Origin of the sequence: Sinorhizobium fredii, from assembly GCF_002944405.1 — a bacterium.
Lineage (GTDB): Bacteria > Pseudomonadota > Alphaproteobacteria > Rhizobiales > Rhizobiaceae > Sinorhizobium > Sinorhizobium fredii_C.
In genome coordinates this window covers 208674-229116 of the sequence record NZ_CP024310.1, presented here as the reverse complement: position 1 = coordinate 229116, position 20443 = coordinate 208674, and the positions used below count along the sequence as shown (strand labels likewise).

Below are 20443 nucleotides of genomic sequence, written 5' to 3'. Positions count from 1 at the left end.
CGCCCGGCTTGCTTCAGGCCCTGAAGTACTCAAGGAGCTTCTCGTCCGGCATTTCCGTAGGAGCCCAATACGCGTCGGTGAGATCTGCCCTGTAGAACTGGGAGAGCGTCTCGTCGGTGATTGGCTTGGGACGATTCGTCCAGTTGCGATTGATCGGCCTTCCCTCGAGAAGCGCGAACGCGGCGCGCAGCGCGGCTGTGGAAAGTGCCGGCGGGCAAATCGGTCCAATCGACGATAGCTTTTCGTCGTTCCAACGACGCATCCAACCATTGAGGGCTTCGCCGGTGATCGGTGGGATCGTTGACGCACCGGCTTCCTGAAGAGCATCCAGAACGCCGAGCGACATATTCGCGCCATCGGTCCAAACGCCTGCGACGTCAGGGTCGGAGAGATAGAGATTTTCCGCGATCTTCTTGGAATCTTCGTAGGACCAGCTGCCGTGCTGCGTCGAAGTGATCTCGAGACCGGACTTGCTGAAGACTTCCATGGCGCCGTTGTAGCGGTCGGCATCGATTGGATGGCCGGCAACGCCGCGCAGGACCCAAACTTTGCCCTTGTTACCGAGCTTGTCGACGAGGAACTGGGCCATAACGCGCCCGAAGTAGAAGTCGTCGCCCTGCACCTGAACAGTGAAATCGTCGGTATCGACGCGGCCGAGGTAGACCACGGTTGGTATGCCCGCTGCCTTGGCCTTCTTGATACCCTCTACGGCCGAACCCGTGGTTAGCGGAGCGATGACAATCGCGTCCACTTTCTGCGCGATGAGGTCTTCGATATCGGCCACCTGCTTTGATGGGTTCAAGTCCGCACTGCGGAACTGGTAATCGGTGACGCGGTCCTTATTGCGTGTGATTTCGAATTCCGCTTCGAAGGCAGTCTGGTAGGTGTGGGTCGACCCTGCGAGACCATAATGACTGTGGCCAATTTTCCAGGGACCAGGCTTCGCGAATTCGCCCGCCTCAACGATCGGGTTATCGCCCTCGGAGGGCCAAGTGTCGGGAAGGATGTGGATATCGTTCGCGGCGCGAAGAATGTTCGGCACCCCGAACGTGCCGGCGGCGAGCAAAGCACTGCCCGCCTGTAGGAATGTGCGTCTTTTCATAAAAGCTCCTCCTCTACCGCCCTGGGCGGCCAATTTTGTCTGCTAGCGCGAGAGCCGCCTGTCTCCAGCTGTTGCCGGACGCTCCTCAGCACGGCAGTTGCATCCTTATAAATCTTCAGACAATCTGTCAATAAGCTCGGTCAGAAACTAATGAATGTGGGCCATGAAAGTTCCTATCAGATTGATATGTCTTCTACTTTTCAATGATCTGCCAACAAGTGAGACAATAAGACAATCATGTAACTTGCGGAACGCGAAGGCACTTAATTGTCATCAACCTTCGTCATCGTCCGCCATAGGCAAAGCGAGGGGAATGAGCGGAACGAATTCACGGGTTGGAAGGACGCGCCACTTTCATTGAAAGGGCGCTACGAAAGTCGTCAGGCTAGCGAAAGACTCGCGGCAATCGGTTCGTTTTCGACGCGGCGTTCTGTAATCCTACGCGAAACGCAAGGCGACCGCTTGGAGCTGTCTCAGACCGAGGCATTGAACGAGCGAGATTACGGCGAGCTGACAGGGATGAACAAGGATGAGGCGCGAAAACGTTGGGTTTGCGGCGCTCCTTTAGCACCCGGCCACCCGGTGGCATCCGCGACACCAGCGCACGAGCTTTGTACCGTTCTTACTTTGCGAGGTCATTCCGTTGCTGCTGAGGGGGCAAACGGTAATACTTGTAGCTCACGGGAACTCGATGAGGGCAGTTCGTTCGCACTGGAAACGTCCTGACTCTTACCGACAAGTTCGTTCTGACCGAAGACGAATGATGCCGCGGCCGGACCACCTCGCCGTCAGCCTCAATCGAAGTCCGTGATGACCACGTAGCCGCTCGTTTTAAAGCTATCCATGTCATGTAGAACCGATTCGACGTCACCGAGCGAAACCGTTCGACTGACCAGTGAAGTCGGGTTGAGTTTCCTCGATGCGACGAGGCTGAGGAGGTCGTCGTACTCGCTCTGGGGGTTGCCGAGACTGCCGCGAATTTCAAGCTCTTTTAGCACGATCATATCCATCGGAACCGCCACGACGCCTTTCTCCTCCTGGGATGTTAGACCAACCTGGGACAGGCGGCCGCCTTTGCGTAGCGAATGGAGAGCGCCGTGTACCGTCGCGACGCTACCGAGCGCATCGACCGCAAGGTCGACCCCGGCGTCTCGTTCGGTGTTTCTCCTAACTGCTCCGCCGGCCTGCTCAGAAGAAAGACCCTTAGCATTGACGACGGCATGCGCGCCGATTTCCTTTGCCTTCGCGAGCTTTGCATCATCGACATCGACAGCGATGACACGTCCGCCGAGCGATGCTGCGATTTCGATCGCGGCCTGCCCGACGCCACCACACCCAAAAACGGCGACACTCTCTCCACCGCGCAGGGCGCCTCGGCTCTGGATCGCACGCCACGCAGTCATGTAGCGGCAACCAAGCGCCGCAGCAGTAAGTTCGTCCACCCCCTCCGGAAGCGGTACGCAGTTCAGGTTCGCGTTGGGCGCGCGCATGTACTGCGCCCAACCGCCTGATCCTGGGATGAGATGCGGGACAGCCGCGTTGTCGCAGATGTTCTGTTCCCCGCGAGAGCAATGGTGGCAGTGCCCGCACGCCAGATTGAACGGCACCGTGACGCGTTGCCCTGGGCGGACGGACTTGACGTTTGATCCGACGGCTTCGACAACGCCGCCGATCTCATGCCCGAGAACGGCTCCGGGCTGAAGTTTCATGCCGACCCATTCCCAGTCGCCGTTCCACAAATGCCAGTCACTGCGGCAAATACCCGACGCGACGACCCTAACGAGAGCGTCATCTGGCTCCAGTTCCGGAACCCTTACCTCCGCAACCGCGATTCGTCCCCTTACCCCCTCAATCTGCGCGGCTTTCATTGAGCGACTAGACCACGCTTTCGGCGCTTCGAACATTCCGGCCTCCTCCTGACATTTGCAGGTGACGTTGCTTTCCCGACTGGGAAATGGGTAGTGGTCGTCTGTCAATCTGTCAATATTATACCTTGCCGCTGGCGAGCCGGGGAACCAGACCGCTCGTAAGATGTGGACCAGCTACCGTAACCACGGCGTTCTCTCGACACAAAGATGAAAAAGGGCTCTGGCAGCATAGATCTCGGCAGGGCACTTCCAAAAATTATTGACTGATTGTCTGATGATGCGTAGTTTCGCGCACTATTGCGCTGAGGCGCACTGGAGGAGCTCATTCTATGAAGCAAGCGTATGCTGCAATTTCGAGAGAGAAGGCGAAGGCTCTCGTCTTGGAGTGCATTGGGATTGATGAACCGCGGGCGGACGAAATCCTAGTACGAATCGTCGCCTCCGGCGTCTGCCATACGGACATGGTCGTCCGAGATCAGGGATACGACGTACCGCAACCGGTCGTCCTCGGACATGAAGGCTCCGGCGTCGTCGAGGCGATCGGGAGCGAAGTCACGGGACTCGTTCCCGGTGACCACGTAGCCCTTAGCTACGCCTACTGCGGCAAGTGCGAAAAGTGTCTTACCGGCACGCCCTATTATTGCGAGGATTTCTTCGGAAGAAACTTCCGCGGCACTCGTCCCGACGGCACCTGCCCCATCCACGATTCCCATGGCAAGCAGATCAGCGGTTGCTTTTTCGAACAGTCCTCGTTCGCAACATACGCCATCGCCAGCGAGCGTAACGCGGTCAAGGTTCCCAAGGACGTCCCCCTCGAGCTTATCGGCCCGCTCGGTTGCGGACTCCAGACCGGCGCGGGCGCGGTCTTAAACTGCCTCAAGCCGAAGCCCGGGTCCTCAATCGCGATCTTCGGTGCAGGAGCGGTCGGGATGGCGGCAGTCATGGCCTCCAGGATCGCAGGGTGCACGACCGTTATCGTCGTCGATCTCAACGATGAGCGTCTCGAGCTTGCCCTTGAACTCGGCGCGACACATACAATCAACGCCCGCAAGGAAGACAGTGTCAAGGCCATCAAGGAACTAGCTCCGGCCGGCGTGGACTTCAGCCTGGAATGCACGAGCTCGCCTAAGGTTTTCCGGCAGGCCGTCGATTGCCTCGGCACGCCGGGAACTTGCGGACTCGTCGGCTCTTCCGCGCTCGGCACCGAAGGCACCATCGACATCGGCAACTTCCTGTTTGGCCGCACCCTCGTCGGGATCGTCGAAGGACAAAGCATTCCGTCTGAATTCGTTCCCCGCCTGATTGAGTACTGGCAGCAAGGTCGATTCCCGTTCGACAAGCTCGTCCAGTTTTACGATCTCGACGACATCAACGAGGCGATGGCCGACTCAGAAAGCGGGAAGATAATTAAGCCAATCCTGCGCATGAACCATAGGGCTTCATAGTCACGTCCGAGACATACAGGGGCCGCGACGACGCTTGCGGCACCATGGGACAGCATTTGCATTCGGAGGAGAGATGGCAAACGCGCAGGCTGAAGGAGAGACGTTCGATTACGTCGTAGTCGGAGGCGGAACTTCCGGGTGTGTCGTTACGAATCGATTGAGCGACGCAGGTTTCAAAGTCTGTCTTCTGGAAGCGGGTCCAAAGGACAACAATCCAATGATTCATGTCCCCGCCGGGTATATCAAGAACATCTACAGCAAAAAACTCACCTGGAACTTCATGTCCGAACCGAATCCGGGCACGAACAACAGGAGTTTTTCCCTGCCACAGGGACGAGTACTTGGCGGATCAAGCTCGATCAACGGTCTTAATTACGTCCGGGGGCAGGCCGTAGACTACGACAACTGGGCCGCTGAAGGAAATCCTGGATGGAGCTATAAGGAAATCCTGCACTACTTCAAACGATCGGAGCGTCGTATCGGTAATGCCGATGAACGCTATCGCGGACGCGACGGTGAGTTGCCGATCACCGATTTGGACTGGCACCATCCCGTCAGCGAGGCCTTGATCGATGCGGCAATAGAGTTGGGAATTCCCCGGAATCCGGACTATAACGGCGCTAGCCAGGATGGCGCAGGATATTTTCAGCGGACGATCTACAAAGGATTCAGGCACAGCTCCGCCAGAGCCTTCCTTCGCAGGGCAATGAAGCGTGGCAACGTGGACGTCCGCACGAATAGCCAAGCCACCTCCATACTCTTTGAGGGCACAAAGGCTGTTGGCGTCGCATATATCACGGGAGGACCAGGCGGAGCTCGACGCGAACTCCGCGCGACGCGAGAGGTAATCCTCACCGCAGGCGCGCTCAATACGCCCAAGCTTCTCCAACTGTCGGGGATCGGACCAGCGGACGTTCTGCGGCGCGCCGGGGTCAAGGTTTTCCATGAGCTCTGGGGCGTGGGCAACAACCTCCGCGATCACTACGCCGTTCGCATGGTTGCCCGCGTAAAAGGCTCAACGACCATCAACGATTTAGCCTACGGCCCTGCCCTGCTTGGCCAGATCGCTCGCTGGGCTTTCGGGAAGCCGAGCATACTTGCGGTCAGCCCGTCACTTGTTCACATCTTCTGGAAGTCCGATCCTTCGTTGCCCAGGCCAGATCTTGAGTTCGCGTGCGCGCCGGCAAGCTTCCGCGAAGGCGTAGTCGGGTTGCTGGACACGCATCCTGGCCTGACGCTCGGCGTCTGGCAGGAGCGCCCTGAGAGCCTCGGGTTCGCCCATATCAAGTCGTCGAACGTCTTCGAGCCTCCGGCGATCCAGCCCAACTATCTCACGCACAAGACAGATCAAATGGCACTGCTTGGCGGCATGCGGCTAGCGCGACAGTTGTTCCGGACCAACGCTCTCAGCAGATATATGGATGCTGAGACGTCTCCGACGCCAAATCTCGAGAGCGACGACGAGCTCCTCGACTTTGCGCGCCAGAAGGGCACGACTGTCTACCACATGATCGGCACCACCCGGATGGGGCCGCGCTCCACCCCCGGGACTGTGGTTGACTCACAGCTGCGGGTACATGGGCTGTCCGGCCTTCGGATCGCAGATGCTTCCATCATGCCTTTGATGCCGTCTGCCAACACCAACGCCACGACGCTGATGATCGCGGAGAAGGCGGCTGATCTTATCTTGGGGCGGCGCGCCGCGCCGCTCGAAACCCGGGAGGAACATGCCGCATGAGGAGCGTGGCCGTATCCCAGACGAACTCGATGCGCGTCGTCGAGGTGCTGGACGACGCAACATCGGCCTATACTATTTCAGCCCAGGTGTGCTTCGAAAATTTCCATGGTGCGGCCAACCGACTGGCCGGGCTGCTGGTCCTTCTCGCCATCGCGAGGTCCCGCCATGTGCTTGACGCGGAGGTCCATGCCGCCGCAGCCGGGCTCATAAAGGCGGGAAATGAGGAGTTCCGCGCACTACGGTCCACACCTCGCAGCCAGCATTTTCACGGGCATCTCGCCAACGCCGGGAAACTCCTGCGGGTCGCGATGGAGGATATAGACCGCACGCTGGCAGGCTTGGCATCCGCCCGTGATCCGCTCGCGCCTCTACAGGCAGCGTGGTCGGAATTAAGAAAGGCGTCGAAATGCCTACCGGGGTTTGTGCTGGTGGACTTACAGCATTCGTGCTGCGCGCTTCATAAAACCGTTATCAGTTGAATCAGGATTGGGAGGAGACCTTGCCTGACTACTCAATATGGATGCTTGAGTTCGCGTGGGTACCGGACGCACCTACCAGCTCTCTCGTCTACGGTCGACACAACATGGGGAATGAAAAGCTTCCTTACTGCTACACCCTTCTGAAGGGTCACGGGAAGACAATCCTGGTGGACTGTGGCGTGAACTATGCATCCCATGGCCGCGAGTTCCTGGAGCGCTTCAACGTTCAGAACTGGTTCTCGCCAAAGGAAGTGCTCGCTGAGGTCGGCTGTACTCCCGAGCAGATCGACCACGTTATCCTGACGCATGCGCATTTCGACCACATGGGCGGTTTGGAACTTTTCCCCAACGCGACCTTCCACATCCAGCAGGAAGAACTCGCGGCTTGGGTTTCGATTATGGCGCTCGACCGCCGCTTCCGATGGCTGCTCACCGCCACTGATACGGGCGACATGCTCTACGCTGTCCAACTCGCCCGCGAGGGACGAATGCGCGGCATTGACGGCAATGTCGACAACATTTTACCCGGCATCGACGTCAGGATCGCGCGGGACACTCATACCGCAGGATCGCAATATGTGGTCATCCGCAACGACGGGAAATCTGACAGCGACGACGTCTTCGTGTACCCGGGCGACCTACTCTATCGCCATGACAATCTGCACGGTGGGATCGCCGGTGACCCGATGTATCTTCCGGTCGGCCTTGCCTTTGGCAGTCAAACGAAGCTCATTTTTGCGACGCACGAGATCATGAAGTGCGCCGACTTCGACATCCGTCGAGTTCTCATACCACATGAGCCCGCGATGACGAAGATGTATCCGAGCCGCACGACCAAGAACGGACACTACCTGATCGAGGTGGCCCTTGCCGAGGGGCAGCAATCGTACGTGTAACGCTCCCAAGGCGTGGTCGGGCGGGGATGGCGCGTAGTGCATGGCCTTCTCGCCCGACTATTTCTCTAACGGCCATCTAACGATGCTATTCCCTGCCCCGCTGGCGCCCGGAGCGGTTCCACGCCAGTGAGGAATCCTGCAAAGCTGCCGCGTCTCCCCAGACGGGATATTTAGGCTCATTCGTCGTCAGCGATCTTCACGCGCGATGCATTTACCCGACCGAAGCCATTGGCGCCTTCGATGCTTGCACGAGCGGTGAGATCGACACTATCGGCTTTTTCTTGGGTGAAGTCGTCAAAGTTGTAGAATGCCGAGAAATCGCGATCGCTCCCGGTGACTTTCTTGAAGTGTTCGGCCGATGCTTGTTCTGTCATGTGGAACCTCATTGAAGAGCGGTTCAGCTCCAGGACCTGTCCAAGAGATTAGAAAAAGGTGGCATCCGCAGCTGTGTTTTGGGAGATCGCCTATTCACCTGATTGCGAGCTCTCACAGGGAGGCACGCCTTCGACGCACCTCCTCGACTTGCTCAAGCGCTCATGCCGCCGAGGCAGACGTATTTCATGGACAAGAAGTCTTCCATGCCATACTTCGAGCCCTCGCGACCGAAACCCGACTGCTTTACGCCACCGAACGGAGCCACTTCGGTCGAGATTAGGCCCGTATTGACGCCGACCATGCCGTACTCAAGCGCCTCGGTGACCTTCCAGACGTTACGAAGGTCGTTCGCATAGAAATAGGCGGCAAGACCAAACTCGGTATCATTGGCGAGCTCAATGACTTCATCGGCGGTCTCGAACTTAAAGACCGGTGCCAGCGGCGCGAAGGTTTCCTCGCGGGCGACCTTCATATCCTTCGTCGCTCCAGACAGAAGGGTCGGCTGGACAAAGGTCCCACCGTTCTCATGTCTTTTGCCGCCGACAACGACGGATGCTCCGTGGTCAACCGCGTCCTCGATATGGTTGTAAAGCTTCGTCACCGCCTCGTCATTGATCAACGGGCCGATCGTCGCTCCATCTTCAAATCCGTCTGAGACTTTAAGCCCGGCGACGCGGCTGGCAAGCTTTTCGACGAACTTGTCGTAGATGCCGCTCTGAACATACAGACGATTCGCGCAGACGCATGTTTGCCCGGCGTTGCGGAATTTGGATAGCATCGCTCCTTCCACCGCTTCGTCGAGGTCCGCGTCGTCGAAGACAATGAAAGGAGCGTTGCCGCCGAGTTCGAGACTCAGCTTCATGATCTTCTGTGCTCCCTGCGCCATCAAGATGCGTCCGACTTCCGTCGAACCGGTAAACGTAAGCTTCTTAACGATTGGGTTCGAGCAGACTTCCTCCCCAAACATCCTCGCGTTTCTTGTCGGGATCACGCTGAATAGACCGGAAGGAACTCCCGCACGTTCGGCCAGGATTGCAAGCGCGACAGCCGAAAGCGGAGTTTCCGCGGCGGGCTTGAATACGATGGCGCAGCCGGAAGCGAGAGCCGGCGCGACCTTGCGGGCGACCATCGCTGATGGAAAGTTCCAGGGCGCAATAGCGGCGACGACACCGACTGGCTGTTTCAGGACGAGAAGACGCTTATCGGCATGGTGTCCCGGTATCGTGTCACCGTAGACGCGTTTCGCCTCTTCACCGAACCATTCGATGTAAGATGCGCCGTAAGCGACCTCGCCGCGAGCTTCGGCAAGCGGCTTGCCCATCTCAGACGTTAGGATCACGGCAAGGTCTTCAGCGTTCTCCACAACGGCTTCATAAAACTTCCGCATGATCCCGGCCCGCTCCTTCCCGGAGCGGTTTGCCCACTTTTTCTGTGCCTCCTTCGCGACGGCAATGGCAACACGCACGTCCTCCAGGCCGGCGCTGGGAAGAGATGCAAGGATGTCGAGAGTGGAGGGATTCTGCACCTCGATCCGCTCACCGCCTGCTCCCTGCCGTTGCCAGACGCCTCCCACGAGCATTTCTTCACGTACGAGAGAGGCATCTTTTAGACGGTTGCGCAGAGTGTTGGAGACGGCCATCAGTGTTCCTTTCGAATGCCTATGTGAGATTTCAGATCTGGTTTCGGATGTGGGGCGATCGGGCATAGATCGCGACCATCGGCACGATCAGCAGACCGACGACGGCCTGCTGCGCAGGGAAACTGAGGCCCAGTCCCACGAGAAGGGACGTCAACACGGTAAGCACGAGTACGCCGAGAACGGTGGCGCCGTAACCGCCTGCCCCACCAAGCAGTGATGTTCCACCAATTACGACCGCAGCGACGGTGGTGAACAGATACGGATCGCCGACCCCGACGAACCCGCCGCCCGAAAAACCGAGGAGTAGCATGCCTGTGATCGCGGACATCGCACCGCTGACGCTATGGATAACCGTCCAAACCTTGAACTCGGAGATTCCAAGGCGCGCGGCGGCAGTCCGACTTCCTCCGATGGCGTAGATGCTACGACCAAACCAAGTATTGTACATGACCCAACCCAGCGCGATGGCGACGACAGCCCAGATGATGATGACAGGGGGAATCGGCAGACCAAAGAATGTCCCGTTGAATGCTGAAATGTTGCGCAGCCATCCGGGGACGGGCGCGAACACTGTCCCGCCGAACTGCGAGCCGAGCGACGTGTAGATCTGTACCGCGCCAACCGCGGCGAAGCCGACTCCGAGCGACATGATCAGTGCCTGGCCTTGGAGCTTGAAACTCAGAGCGCCATTCCCAGCGCCGATGAGGGCGCCCAGCAACACCACCAAAAGCATGGCTACAGGAGCCGGCAGTCCTGCCACCATTAGGCTTGGTAGAAGGATGTTGGCACCCCCGATGATGTACGGGATCGAAAGATCGAGCGCGCCCACTAGAGCGCACAGCGTCTGTCCGACAGACGCGAGTCCGAGGAACGCAGCCAGGAGAAGTATCGAGCGCGCGTTCTGCGACGAGACGAAGCCGGGGACCAGCAGTGCACCAAGCAGCAGAAGACAGGCAAGAAGCGCGAAGCCGATCGAGATGCTCTTGTGCGTACCGATTGGATTTGAGCGCTGTGCTGAGACGATCTCAGAAGTCATGACCTTGGTAACCATTTCCTTATTCCCTCAAGCGGCGGAGCGGCGGCTGATGACGAAGACATTCACGAGGAGCGATCCGACGAGGATCAGACCAAAGGCCATCTGAGTGACGAACCCGGAAACCGTGCCAAAGTTGAATGTGGAGAGGACATACGAGATCATGAACATATTGATCGCGCCAAGCGTTGAACCGAGCGCCCCGCCCCGACCGCCGGAAAGGCTCGCTCCGCCAAGGACGAGAGCGGTGACCGCCTGTAGCGTGTAAGTACTGCCTTGTGTCGGGTCGCCGGAGGAAATCAGAGCCGTGTAGCTCAGAGCTGCCAAACCTGCGAAGACGCCGCCGATAACGTGGGCAATGATGCGCACCAGGTCGACCTGAACACCGCTCGTGTAGGCCATGCGTTCATCGGCACCTGTCATGCACAGGTTCCGATAGAACATTGTGCGTCTTATGACCACCCAGAGCGCGTAGGCTACGATCAGGAGCGCCAGCACAGGCGACATGACGCTCGTGCCTGCACCCCACGACATCATCCAGTCTGGCGCAACGCCACCAGGACGAGACATTACCATCAAATTGACGCCGGACAGGACGAGGAAGCCTGATAGTGTCACAATGATCGGGGCCACGCGCACGTAGATGATGATTAGTGCCTGCAGCAATTGGAACGCCGCACCGAGAACGACTGCCCAGCAAATTACAACGACGGGATTGGTGATCCCATTGCCGACGAGCCAAGTTATCACGGTGACGTTGATAAAGCCCATCAACGGACCGACAGAGAGGTCCACTGCTCCCCTGCCCGCCATCACGATTGGTGTAATCGCAAGCGCAGTGAGAATTAGGGGCGAAGCGACCAGGATTGCGCCCGCCAGACCGTTGGTGGTGAACAAGCTAGGCCCGCGGATCGCCACAGCGACCAGCAGGACTAGGAAAAGTGCCGCAGGAACAAAGAGCGATCGATCCTGCGTGACTTGTCGAATTGCGTTGCCGGACATTATGCGGTCCTTTCCACTTCGAACTCAACGGAGGCGTTTTTAGACTTTCCGAACATCGCCGCGAGGATGGGCTCTTCGGCGATATCGTCACCAGCAAGCGACCGGAAGAGCTTGCCGGCGAAGAAGACGTCGACGCGGTCGGCGAAGCCGAGAAACTCCTCGATCTCACTGGAAAGATAGATGACGCTTCCGCCCTTGTCGGCGAAGGAGCGCAGCTCGCGGTAAAGGTCTCGTTTGGTTCCGAGGTCGACACCGCGTGCCGGATCATTGAGGACAATGACTTGGGGATCGTTCGCAAATGCCCGTCCAATCAGCACCTTTTGCTGATTGCCTCCAGAAAGGGACGTTATCTTATTAGAGGGGCTGCCGATCTTGATGCGCAGGCGATCAACTTCCCGCTTGAACATCGGCTTAAGCGATTGTTTTTTGATAACGCCAAGCGGTCCTAGGTTCTTCCTGTAGACGCCGATCGCCAAGTTCTCGAAGATGCTCTGCTGCGGGAAGATGCCTTCCCGCTTTCGATCTCCAGACACGTAAGAAATGCCAAACTTGGTCGCCTCATCGAGAGTAGTTATCGAGGTCATTTTGCCTGTGTCGGCAGATCGGACTTGGACATCGCCTCCGAAAGGCTGAAGGATTCCCGCGACAGCGCGCACGAACGCATCCTGCCCCTGTCCGTCAAGACCCGCCACGCCGACGATTGCTCCCCTCGGGAGGTCGAAGTCGAAGGGAGCCGCCGCCCTGTGAGCGGCGAGGTTTCGCACCGACAGGATCGCCGGTGCTACTTCGCGGTCCTTTTTAGATGCGTACTCTGTCGCCTCACTCGCCCGCCGGTCGGCTGGGGTCATCATCGCCAACAGGTTCTCTTCGGTGATCTCATGCTTTTCCAGCACCCCAACGGTGACCCCGTCCCGAAGGATAGTCGCGCGATCGGCGATGCGGACGAGCTCAGCGATGCGGTGAGTGACGATCAGCACCGTCGCTCCACCCGCTCGCAGACGGTCGATTTCTTCGTGAAGGCGGATCGTAGAATCGAGGTCAAGAGCCGCAGAGGATTCATCGAGGATCAGAACCTTCGGTTTTCGAAGGATAGCGCGCGCAATTACGATCCATTGCTTGACGCTCAATGGCAGGCTGCCGACAATCTGCTCGATATCGACTGGTTTGCCGACAAGGCGCGTTAGAATATTCTGCGCCTCAAGCTTCCGATCGCCCTTGTTCTTCTCGGGCCTAAAGATACCATCGCGTCCAACATAGAGGTTGTCGAAGACACTGGCTTCTTCAGCCACCAGGACTTCCTGGAATATCGTGGCGAGGCCGACGCGTTTCGCGTCGATTGGCGATGCAACGCGCTCCCCGAGAATTGCTACCTTACCGGCGTCGGGATGCAGCACGCCAGACATGATTTTTGCCATGGTGCTCTTGCCGCTACCGTTCTCACCGACGATCGCGTGGACCTCGCCGGCCCGGGCCTCGAAGTCGCACTTCTTCAACGCCCTCGTCTCTCCGAATGCCTTGGCGACCTCGACCATTTTGATAGTGATTTCATTGTTCATTGCAGAACCTCCACCCGCAAGCTCCGCCGCCGGCGGTCACTCCTCATTGTCATCCGGCCGGCAATCTTATTCGCCGGGCGGCTTGAGGTTTAGTTGGCCACGGGCTTCCAAGGGTCGGCTGGTCGCTCGAAATACTTGTCCGCTACGGCAGCCGGGAACCATCCGTCAGCCTTTGGCTCGATGAAGTCCGTCGAGTTAAGGTCGCAATCTTCGGGGATAGCTGCACGCACCTCGTCGATCGTGAATGGCAGAACCGGTCGCAGGAAGGACTGCACTTTAGGCCCCTGTCCCTGAAGCGTGCGGAGCATGATCTCCCACATCTGCTGCATCTCGCGGCGCGGCGGCCAGATGTGAAAGCCTGCATCGATCCACTCGGGGTTCTTCCGCCAATAGCACGCGGCCGAAGCTTCGCCGCCGAGCGTGATTGGTACCATCGAGCGTCCCGACTGCAGCATAGCGTTGAGAACGCCGTTTTCCTGTGCGCCTTGCGTGAGGATACCATCGATTTGGGTCGGGTTCGTCGCCAGGAACTTCTGAACTTCAACCTGAGCGACCTGGTCGGTCCACTTTCCAGCCACTTCGCCCACGATGTTGATGTCTGGATACTTGGCAAGGGCCTCCTTGGCAGCCTTGTCGAAGCTGTCAGATGAGGCGAAGCCGGGAATACCGGAAACGAGAAGAACGTTGCCCTTCTTTCCAATCTTCTCGGCAAGCCAAGTTGCCATTTCGCCGCCACCCTGTGCGTGGTTTGCAGCGCCGTTTATAGCGTACGGCGAGGTCACGTAACCGGAGAAGGAGAAGACCGGAACACCCGCTTTGTAGGCATATTCGATGGTCTGGTTGAGCGCCGTGACGTTCGAGCAGCAAATGATGATAGCGTCGACACCGTCATCCACCATCTGGCGCATCTGCTGGATCTGCACTGAATCCTTGAGATCGGACTGCGTGACCACGACCTCCGAAACAAGGCCTGCTTGCTTCGAGCGGGGAAGAAGTTCGTTCATCACAGCATCGAGGGCGGCCGCGCGCCAGGTGTTCCCTGCGTAGCTGCTCGCGTAACCGATCTTCCACGGCGGACCTTTCTTGGGCTTAAAGTCCTTGTAGGCGCTCGGGCCAAGCGGAATCTGCGGATCGACGATCTCGTAGATTTTCTTTTCGGTTTCGGGCAACTGGTCGACGCCGTCAGCGTAGGCCGCGCTCGCCAGGGCGCTGACGGAAACCAGCGCCCCAAGAATCGTTTTAGAAATCTTTTTCATTGACATGCTCCTCCCAAAACCGCTTTCAGGCGACCTTCGCCGGCGACGCGGATGACTGCTGGATCTCCTCGAGGATCGGCAGCAGGTATTTTCGGAACTCCGTGTAGTCCTCGGTGACCGGGAAGTGCCCAAGTTTTTCCATCGTCCAGAACTTGGAACCCTTGACGAGGTCAGCGGCGATTTTGGTGTCGGCTGGCGATGTGTTGGGATCGTATTCGCCGGTAAGGAAGTAGAGCATGCACTTCGACGTATCGATCCTGCTTGCTTCTTCCTGCGAAACGTTGTGATCGTAATAGTAGTAATAGAGATCGCCCGCGAAGATACCGGGACCGCCGCAGCTGTACTCCCACTGGATTTCCCGGACATTTGCCTCCGGCGAATAAGGTGAGATGTTCAGCATCATCGCCGCGCCGATGGAGGTGCGGTTGACATTGGGATTGTCGAACTCTTTGCGAATACCCGCCATACCTACGTCGACATACTCTGCGGCGGAACGCAAGGCGCCTTCGACCGAGATCGTCGCTCGGAAATTGTCCGGGTAGTTCGACGCCAGGTCGATGGCGAGGTGGCCACCCATCGAGCTGCCCATGTAAACAGGACGATCGAGACCCAGCGCTTTTGAGAACACAAGCTGGAAGTCCATCATGAACTTCTTCGTCATGTTGTATTCCTTCTCCCACCAGCGAACGCCGTAAGGGGGGAGCGATTTGCCGTGATAGGGCAGGTCAAAAGCAATTACCCGGAAATTCTTCGTCACCTCCTCATCGCACAGCAAATGTCGGTACTGACGTCCATCAGAACCGGCCGTGTGGCCGACGAGGAGCGGGATACCTTGCCCTGCTTCTTCGTAGTAGACGCGGTATTCGATGTCTTCGATCGTCAGATAGATGTAACGGCCGGTGATGGGATCGTGCTTGGTCATGCTGCTACTCCTTCCGGACGGGCGTTGCGCATCAGGGTCGTCATGCGGTTGAGAGCTGGCAGATACGCGAAGGTTTCGTTGTTGTTGCTGAGATAGAGGCCGTGCTTGATGTTCGACGACTGCAGGCACTGGTAGAACGGAAGTGGTTTGTGCTGGAGCAGAGCTTCCCACTGTTCGGCCGTGCCGCGGATGACGATTGTGCACTTGTCGTCTTCGTATTCCGCTTCTTCAATCTTCAGCAGCTTGCCGTCATCGAAATGAAGGGCGACGCTGCGGGTCGGAAAGTCGCATTTGATGATGCCGTTGAGATAGCGGGTTTCGCGCTTGAACTCGAAGTCCTCCAGCGCAAGTTTCTTGAACTTGTCGAGATCTATAGCCATCTTCGGCTCCTCCCTGGTTAATCGGTGCGGTCAATCCGCGCCTACGGTGCTGCCGGCACTTCTTAGGACGGCAAATTCAGATGCCCATCTCGTTGAAAACGTCTTGGGCATGCCGGAAACTGTCGATCCCTGCGGGGACCCCGACATAGATCGCGACCTGTAGGAAAATCTCCTGGATCTCTTCTTTCGTGAGGCCGTTGTTGATCGCACCCCGAACGTGTCCCCTGAGTTCGTGAGGACGGTTGAGAACCGAGATCATGCCCAGGTTGAGAATCGACCGAGAACGCCTGTCGAGGCCTGGCCGGTTCCAGATGTTGTCCCAGCAGTACTCAGTCACAAGTTGCTGCATAGGCCAGGTGAAGTCGGTCGCTTTCCCAAGAGCGGCGTCGACATACTCGTCACCCATAACTTCACGACGGGTCGCGAGGCCGTGGGCGAATTGCTCAGACGGCACTGGCCGATCCGTACCGCTGGTCCTGACTGTCGCTGTTTCCAAAACGGTCATTCAACAAAGCTCCCTAGCTTTTCGTTTCCATACTTTTTACAGATTATCAGACAATCTGTCAATTTGATTGTGGGTTTTCATCGCCGCAGCGGGTCTACGCGTGGTCCGTCACGTACTGGATGATGCGGGTGTGATCCTCCGCGGGACCGAGCTCCTTCTGCGCCGCGTCCCAAGCATCAGCGGTGCTTGCAAGAGCTTCCAGGCGCAGGCCGAGCGTCGTAGCGAGGTCGGCAGCGATACGGATATCTTTCGCCATCAGTCCAAGCGCGAAACCGGAGCCGAATGTTTCGGACAGGATGAACTGCTTCATCTTCACCTCCGTCGCATTGTTTTTGCCCGACGAGGAATTCAGAATGTCCACGATCGTATTAGGCTCTAAGCCGAACGAACGGCCGAGAACCACGGCCTCTATTGCCGCGAGTACCCCTGCGCCAGAAACGAAGTTATTGATTGCCTTCATAGCATGGCCCGATCCGACCGGACCCGTCTTAAACACCTGCGATCCGATCGCCTTGAGGAACGGCTCCGCCTCTTCTATGTCGGTTTCGACGCCGCCCGCCATGATGGTCAGAGTCCCCGAAACGGCGCGTTTGACGCCGCCGGATACTGGCGCGTCCACCAGCCTAAACCCTCGCGCAGCGAGTTCAACCCCGAGTTCACGAGTGTCGTTCGGCGCAGAAGAGCTCATGTCGATGACAAGAGCACCTGGCTTCAGGCCGTCGCAGGCATTTCCGGTCAGGAGGGCACCCCGGACGATCTTGCCGTTGGGAAGCATGGTAATGACGTAATCGGCGCCTTTCATGGCGTCTGAAATCGTCTCCGCGGCTCGGCCGCCTGCTTTTGCAAGTTCCTGCCGCGCATCCTGCGAGAGATCGAATCCGAGGACTTCAAAACCCGCCGAGATGAGGTGTTGGGCCATAGGCTGACCCATCGCGCCGAGACCGATGAAGGCCACGCGCGCTGCCTTGACTGTCGTTGACAATTCTTCCTCCGACTTCAGACAGGCATCAAAACGCCTGCTCTTCTTCTGAGTGAAGTAAACGGATTATCAGACAATCTGTCAATCTTAATTTTCAAGATTCGTGAGCGGCGTTCTTCCGGAGATATTCCAAAGCTACCTTCGCAGCTTGATCGATGTGGTGCTTGCAGGCAGCCGCAGCCAGCGGACCGTTGCGATTCTTGATGGCTTCCGCGATTTCTTTGATCTCTTCAATGCTGTGAGCAAGGCGGCCCGGCTGTGTCATCGAGGTCATGCGCAGCAAGTTGATCCGGTTGTGGAGAGATGTGAGCAGTTGCCTGACGAACACATTCTTGCTGCCGTCCATCAAGCAATTGTAAAAAGCGTTCTTCGCGTCGATTAATCGGCTTCCTACGTCGCTTGCAGCGGCGGCCTCGAACTCGACTACCGCAGCCTGAAGTGTTGCAATATCTGCCGCCGTGCCGTTTTCCGCAAATTGCTGCCCGGCGAAACCCTCGAGCAGCGCGCGCACCGTATACAGTTGCGCAGCTTCCTCATAGGTGATCGTGCTCACGACCGGTCCCTTGTGAGGGAAACTGGTGATGATACCTTCGGCCTCCAGCTGACGCAGAGCCTCACGAACTGAAGTCCTTCCGACGCCGAGCATCTCACAGAGCTCGCGCTCGACAAGGCGCTGCCCGGGTTTGAAACGGCCTTTTGCAATCGCCTGTCGCAGGGTATCTTCGACCTTGACGCGCAAGGTCGCATTCTGTCTCGCAATCTGTAGATCTGACTCCATCACCATCACCAAATAAAGGCTATATGCCATGCCACCGTTCGGCTACATATGGCGGCTTTCGGACAAGATATCAATGCGGATTGTCTGAGAGCTGATAATCGGCTGGCCGGTCTGACTCGAGCCCGCGTGTCTACCCGGTTGATTCAACTCCGCTGGATTTTTCACGCATCCCGCATGTCGCGAGATCCAATGGCAGCCGTCTGCTCCGGCGAGAGTACGTCCGCTAAAAACTAGGTCTCCAGTTCTCATCGCTGGCTAGAGACGGACGGCATCCCCGTACTCTGGTGGCCCGGCTAACCAAGTGGCCCCGAAAAGACCTGCGAACTCCACATTGAAACAATGTTGTCGCTACCAGCCTGTTCAGCTGGTATGTCGTGGTCGAGAAGGTGACCCAACCGATCTCGCTTAGTCCGAAGATAACTGACATTGGATGCACTGGACGTGGCGATTAAACTTTGTCTGGATGATACATTCACGCCTGCGCTTCGAAGCGCCTGGATTTTTGCCGGGTTGTTTGTGAGAAGACGAACCGTGTTAATGCCTAGGTCGCGGATCATTTGCGCCGCTGCGTCATAGTCCCGAGAATCGGACGCAAAGCCGAGCCTGTGATTTGCTTCGAGAGTATCGGAACCGTGATCCTGCAGGCGATACGCTGCGATCTTGTTTCCAAGCCCGATACCACGGCCTTCCTGGCCGCGCATGTAGATCACGCAACCGGCACCCGCCAACTGAACCGCCCGTAGAGCCATTTCGAGTTGCTGCCCACAATCGCACCGCAAAGAGCGGAATGCTTCACCCGTCAGACATTCCGAATGCACGCGAACCAGGACATTCTCCCTCTCGGTGAGATCCCCAAGGACTAGAGCAATGTGTTCAATTCCGGTCGCAGCGTGGCGATAAGCGATCGCATCGAATTCGCCAAAGCGGGTCGGCATCCGAGACTGCGCGTATCGCTTGACCTGTGCACCGCGGCTCCGGCAGTGCTCAACCAGGGAATCAATCGTTATGATATGAAGACCATGTTCGCTCGCGAAACTCTCGAGTTCGGGCAGCCGCGACATGGTTCCGTCGTCATTGGCAATTTCACAGATGACGCCAGCCGGTGCAAGACCCGCTAGGCGTGCAAGATCCACGGCAGCCTCGGTATGGCCCGGACGGCCCAGGACGCCAAGGCGGTTTGCGCGCAAAGGAAAGATGTGGCCTGGTCGCGAAAGGTCTTCTGGGCGCGTGGCGGGATCAACGAGTGAAGTTATGGTCGCGGCGCGGTCTTCGGCGGAGATACCTGTGGTGGTGCCGCGTTTGTAGTCGACCGAGACCGTAAATGCCGTCTGCATCGAATCCGAGTTCCGCGTCACCATCAGCGGGATCTCGAGGTCGTCGAGGCGTTCGGCCGCAAGAGGCGCGCAGATCAACCCTCTCGCGTACCGCATCATGAAAGCAACATGCTCAGCTGTTGTTTTTTCAGCGGCAACGACTATGTCGCCCTCGTTTTCGCGGTTTTCATCATCGACCACGATGACCATCTTGCCCGCCGCGATCGCCTGGATAGCATCATCTATGCTGGAAAAGGCCATTGGTAACCTCCTGCACGCCAGGCGCTAACGGCCCGGCGTGCGTTATCGAACGTGTCATCCACGGCCGCGCGCAGGTTCTCGGAGAGCACTGCATTATCAAAGTCTTCGTCGAGGGCAAATATGAACTTACCGTCAATCTGCGCATCGAAAAAATCGAATAAGGCCCGCATCGAGACCTCCACCAGCGGCCCGTGAGCCGGAGCTTTCCCCGTCGCGAAAGCTATAATATGGCGGCCCTTAAGCGCCTTCATGTCGATGAGATCGAAAAAGTGCTTCAGCAAGCCGGTATAGGATGCCTTGTAGACAGGGCTACCGACGATGAGAAGGTCGCTGGTCGCAACATCTTCAAGGGCGGCTTTAACATTCTCAGCGGCATCGGAAGGCCAGATTGTCGCCCCAAGGTGCGGATGAAGGTCGACAAGATCCCAGCAGTTCACAACGTCTCCACATGATCGAGCTCGGCCGACCACGTAGTCCGCGACAGCCCGAGTTTTCGATGGACGCGTTAAATTCCCTGTTATCGCAACAATTTTCATTTTTGGAGCCCACTTCTACGCAGCAATAAAATTATCAGACAATCCTACAATTCACAACGGCTAAAATAGTCTTGAAGCTGGAACCGCACTCTACACGCATTAAATTCTGGATGGTCTTGAATGCCGTTTTCAGAGACGTCACAGCGAAACTCTGACTGGGTTACGCCTCCAGAGCTCGATGTGAATGGCTCGTCATTCAGCCCCAGCCGGCGTCGGGCTCCCTTCAGGTGCGCGCCGACACCCACGAGCTTTACGAAGTCCCCATTGCACAAGCCGTCCTGCGCGCGAAAGCTTCTCCGAAAACTGGGGCGGAAAAGAAAGATGTCTTGCCGCTCGTTCTGAAGCACGCAACCGATCACGATCTCCACCTCAGTTCCGAA

At 57.7% G+C, this 20443-nt stretch carries 20 protein-coding genes; 5 read left to right on the top strand and 15 right to left on the bottom strand.

Features of this window, described 5'->3' with window-relative positions:
* Positions 1 to 13: 13 nt before the first annotated feature.
* A complete protein-coding gene (locus NXT3_RS24705) occupies positions 14 to 1102 on the bottom strand; it encodes a substrate-binding domain-containing protein (RefSeq protein ID WP_104840834.1) in 1089 nt (362 codons plus the stop codon).
* A gap of 267 nt (positions 1103 to 1369) precedes the next feature.
* Here NXT3_RS24705 and NXT3_RS24700 point away from each other — a divergent pair, with 267 nt between their 5' ends.
* Positions 1370 to 1828: a histidine phosphatase family protein gene (locus NXT3_RS24700; protein WP_234828235.1), complete on the top strand. Its 459-nt coding sequence runs from the start codon at positions 1370 to 1372 to the stop codon at positions 1826 to 1828.
* Positions 1829 to 1896: 68 nt separating this feature from the next.
* On the opposite strand, the gene NXT3_RS24695 is transcribed toward NXT3_RS24700, so the two are convergent.
* Positions 1897 to 3006 carry an alcohol dehydrogenase catalytic domain-containing protein gene (locus NXT3_RS24695; RefSeq protein WP_234828234.1) on the bottom strand — a complete coding sequence of 370 codons (1110 nt, stop codon included), beginning with the start codon at positions 3004 to 3006 and terminating at the stop codon, positions 1897 to 1899.
* Between the two features lie 293 nt (positions 3007 to 3299).
* On the opposite strand from NXT3_RS24695, the gene NXT3_RS24690 reads away from it, so the two are divergent.
* The 4 genes from NXT3_RS24690 (at position 3300) to NXT3_RS24675 (ending at position 7528) form a co-directional block, all read left to right on the top strand.
* On the top strand, positions 3300 to 4415 hold the full coding sequence (locus NXT3_RS24690) for an NAD(P)-dependent alcohol dehydrogenase (RefSeq protein WP_104840833.1): 1116 nt from the start codon (positions 3300 to 3302) through the stop codon (positions 4413 to 4415).
* Between the two features lie 73 nt (positions 4416 to 4488).
* The gene (locus NXT3_RS24685) at positions 4489 to 6153 is read left to right on the top strand and encodes a GMC family oxidoreductase (protein WP_104840832.1); all 1665 of its coding nucleotides are present in this window, start codon (positions 4489 to 4491) and stop codon (positions 6151 to 6153) included.
* Positions 6154 to 6182: 29 nt separating this feature from the next.
* Positions 6183 to 6632, top strand: coding sequence for a hypothetical protein (locus tag NXT3_RS24680; RefSeq protein WP_158665422.1), 450 nt, complete (start codon positions 6183 to 6185; stop codon positions 6630 to 6632).
* A gap of 20 nt (positions 6633 to 6652) precedes the next feature.
* On the top strand, positions 6653 to 7528 hold the full coding sequence (locus tag NXT3_RS24675) for an N-acyl homoserine lactonase family protein (RefSeq protein WP_234828233.1): 876 nt from the start codon (positions 6653 to 6655) through the stop codon (positions 7526 to 7528).
* A 176-nt stretch (positions 7529 to 7704) separates the two neighbouring features.
* On the opposite strand, the gene NXT3_RS24670 is transcribed toward NXT3_RS24675, so the two are convergent.
* The 13 genes from NXT3_RS24670 to NXT3_RS24610 all read right to left on the bottom strand — a co-directional run bounded on the left by NXT3_RS24670 (position 7705) and on the right by NXT3_RS24610 (position 20063).
* On the bottom strand, positions 7705 to 7902 hold the full coding sequence (locus tag NXT3_RS24670; protein WP_104840829.1) for a hypothetical protein: 198 nt from the start codon (positions 7900 to 7902) through the stop codon (positions 7705 to 7707).
* 152 nt (positions 7903 to 8054) lie between these two features.
* Complete coding sequence (locus NXT3_RS24665; RefSeq protein WP_104840828.1) at positions 8055 to 9542, bottom strand: NAD-dependent succinate-semialdehyde dehydrogenase; 1488 nt, start codon at positions 9540 to 9542, stop codon at positions 8055 to 8057.
* Between the two features lie 31 nt (positions 9543 to 9573).
* A complete protein-coding gene (locus NXT3_RS24660) occupies positions 9574 to 10593 on the bottom strand; it encodes an ABC transporter permease (protein WP_104840827.1) in 1020 nt (339 codons plus the stop codon).
* A 12-nt stretch (positions 10594 to 10605) separates the two neighbouring features.
* Positions 10606 to 11577 carry an ABC transporter permease gene (locus NXT3_RS24655; protein ID WP_199773442.1) on the bottom strand — a complete coding sequence of 324 codons (972 nt, stop codon included), beginning with the start codon at positions 11575 to 11577 and terminating at the stop codon, positions 10606 to 10608.
* Positions 11577 to 13133, bottom strand: a complete 1557-nt coding sequence (locus NXT3_RS24650) for a sugar ABC transporter ATP-binding protein (RefSeq protein WP_104840825.1) — start codon at positions 13131 to 13133, stop codon at positions 11577 to 11579. The genes NXT3_RS24655 and NXT3_RS24650 overlap by 1 nt, the downstream gene beginning before the upstream one ends.
* A gap of 89 nt (positions 13134 to 13222) precedes the next feature.
* Positions 13223 to 14389, bottom strand: coding sequence for an ABC transporter substrate-binding protein (locus NXT3_RS24645; RefSeq protein ID WP_104840824.1), 1167 nt, complete (start codon positions 14387 to 14389; stop codon positions 13223 to 13225).
* A gap of 25 nt (positions 14390 to 14414) precedes the next feature.
* Positions 14415 to 15311 (bottom strand): alpha/beta fold hydrolase, encoded by an 897-nt coding sequence (locus NXT3_RS24640; protein WP_104840823.1) that lies wholly within the window; start codon positions 15309 to 15311, stop codon positions 14415 to 14417.
* Positions 15308 to 15691, bottom strand: coding sequence for a hypothetical protein (locus tag NXT3_RS24635; RefSeq protein WP_104840822.1), 384 nt, complete (start codon positions 15689 to 15691; stop codon positions 15308 to 15310). The genes NXT3_RS24640 and NXT3_RS24635 overlap by 4 nt, the downstream gene beginning before the upstream one ends.
* Positions 15692 to 15767: 76 nt before the next feature.
* The gene (locus tag NXT3_RS24630) at positions 15768 to 16196 is read right to left on the bottom strand and encodes a carboxymuconolactone decarboxylase family protein (RefSeq protein ID WP_199773441.1); all 429 of its coding nucleotides are present in this window, start codon (positions 16194 to 16196) and stop codon (positions 15768 to 15770) included.
* Between the two features lie 94 nt (positions 16197 to 16290).
* Positions 16291 to 17178, bottom strand: coding sequence for an NAD(P)-dependent oxidoreductase (locus tag NXT3_RS24625; protein WP_234828232.1), 888 nt, complete (start codon positions 17176 to 17178; stop codon positions 16291 to 16293).
* A gap of 91 nt (positions 17179 to 17269) precedes the next feature.
* Positions 17270 to 17953, bottom strand: coding sequence for a GntR family transcriptional regulator (locus NXT3_RS24620; RefSeq protein ID WP_375341864.1), 684 nt, complete (start codon positions 17951 to 17953; stop codon positions 17270 to 17272).
* Between the two features lie 293 nt (positions 17954 to 18246).
* The gene (locus NXT3_RS24615; RefSeq protein ID WP_104840820.1) at positions 18247 to 19527 is read right to left on the bottom strand and encodes a bifunctional 3,4-dihydroxy-2-butanone-4-phosphate synthase/GTP cyclohydrolase II; all 1281 of its coding nucleotides are present in this window, start codon (positions 19525 to 19527) and stop codon (positions 18247 to 18249) included.
* Positions 19509 to 20063 (bottom strand): NADPH-dependent FMN reductase, encoded by a 555-nt coding sequence (locus NXT3_RS24610; protein WP_104840819.1) that lies wholly within the window; start codon positions 20061 to 20063, stop codon positions 19509 to 19511. Before NXT3_RS24610 ends, NXT3_RS24615 begins: the two co-directional genes overlap by 19 nt.
* Between the last annotated feature and the right edge of the window lie 380 nt (positions 20064 to 20443).

Excerpts from the sequence above, each read along its gene's own strand:
- NXT3_RS24620 (WP_375341864.1), bottom strand. The coding sequence starts at position 17,953 with ATGGAGTCAGATCTACAGATTGCGAGACAGAATGCGACCTTGCGCGTC.
- NXT3_RS24640 (WP_104840823.1), bottom strand. The coding sequence starts at position 15,311 with ATGACCAAGCACGATCCCATCACCGGCCGTTACATCTATCTGACGATC.
- NXT3_RS24650 (WP_104840825.1), bottom strand. The coding sequence starts at position 13,133 with ATGAACAATGAAATCACTATCAAAATGGTCGAGGTCGCCAAGGCATTC.
- NXT3_RS24610 (WP_104840819.1), bottom strand. The coding sequence starts at position 20,063 with ATGAAAATTGTTGCGATAACAGGGAATTTAACGCGTCCATCGAAAACT.
- NXT3_RS24665 (WP_104840828.1), bottom strand. The coding sequence starts at position 9,542 with ATGGCCGTCTCCAACACTCTGCGCAACCGTCTAAAAGATGCCTCTCTC.
- NXT3_RS24670 (WP_104840829.1), bottom strand. The coding sequence starts at position 7,902 with ATGACAGAACAAGCATCGGCCGAACACTTCAAGAAAGTCACCGGGAGC.
- NXT3_RS24655 (WP_199773442.1), bottom strand. The coding sequence starts at position 11,577 with ATGTCCGGCAACGCAATTCGACAAGTCACGCAGGATCGATCGCTCTTT.
- NXT3_RS24635 (WP_104840822.1), bottom strand. The coding sequence starts at position 15,691 with ATGGCTATAGATCTCGACAAGTTCAAGAAACTTGCGCTGGAGGACTTC.
- NXT3_RS24615 (WP_104840820.1), bottom strand. The coding sequence starts at position 19,527 with ATGGCCTTTTCCAGCATAGATGATGCTATCCAGGCGATCGCGGCGGGC.
- NXT3_RS24690 (WP_104840833.1), top strand. The coding sequence starts at position 3,300 with ATGAAGCAAGCGTATGCTGCAATTTCGAGAGAGAAGGCGAAGGCTCTC.
- NXT3_RS24660 (WP_104840827.1), bottom strand. The coding sequence starts at position 10,593 with ATGGTTACCAAGGTCATGACTTCTGAGATCGTCTCAGCACAGCGCTCA.
- NXT3_RS24680 (WP_158665422.1), top strand. The coding sequence starts at position 6,183 with ATGCGCGTCGTCGAGGTGCTGGACGACGCAACATCGGCCTATACTATT.
- NXT3_RS24630 (WP_199773441.1), bottom strand. The coding sequence starts at position 16,196 with ATGACCGTTTTGGAAACAGCGACAGTCAGGACCAGCGGTACGGATCGG.
- NXT3_RS24685 (WP_104840832.1), top strand. The coding sequence starts at position 4,489 with ATGGCAAACGCGCAGGCTGAAGGAGAGACGTTCGATTACGTCGTAGTC.
- NXT3_RS24705 (WP_104840834.1), bottom strand. The coding sequence starts at position 1,102 with ATGAAAAGACGCACATTCCTACAGGCGGGCAGTGCTTTGCTCGCCGCC.
- NXT3_RS24695 (WP_234828234.1), bottom strand. The coding sequence starts at position 3,006 with ATGTTCGAAGCGCCGAAAGCGTGGTCTAGTCGCTCAATGAAAGCCGCG.
- NXT3_RS24645 (WP_104840824.1), bottom strand. The coding sequence starts at position 14,389 with ATGAAAAAGATTTCTAAAACGATTCTTGGGGCGCTGGTTTCCGTCAGC.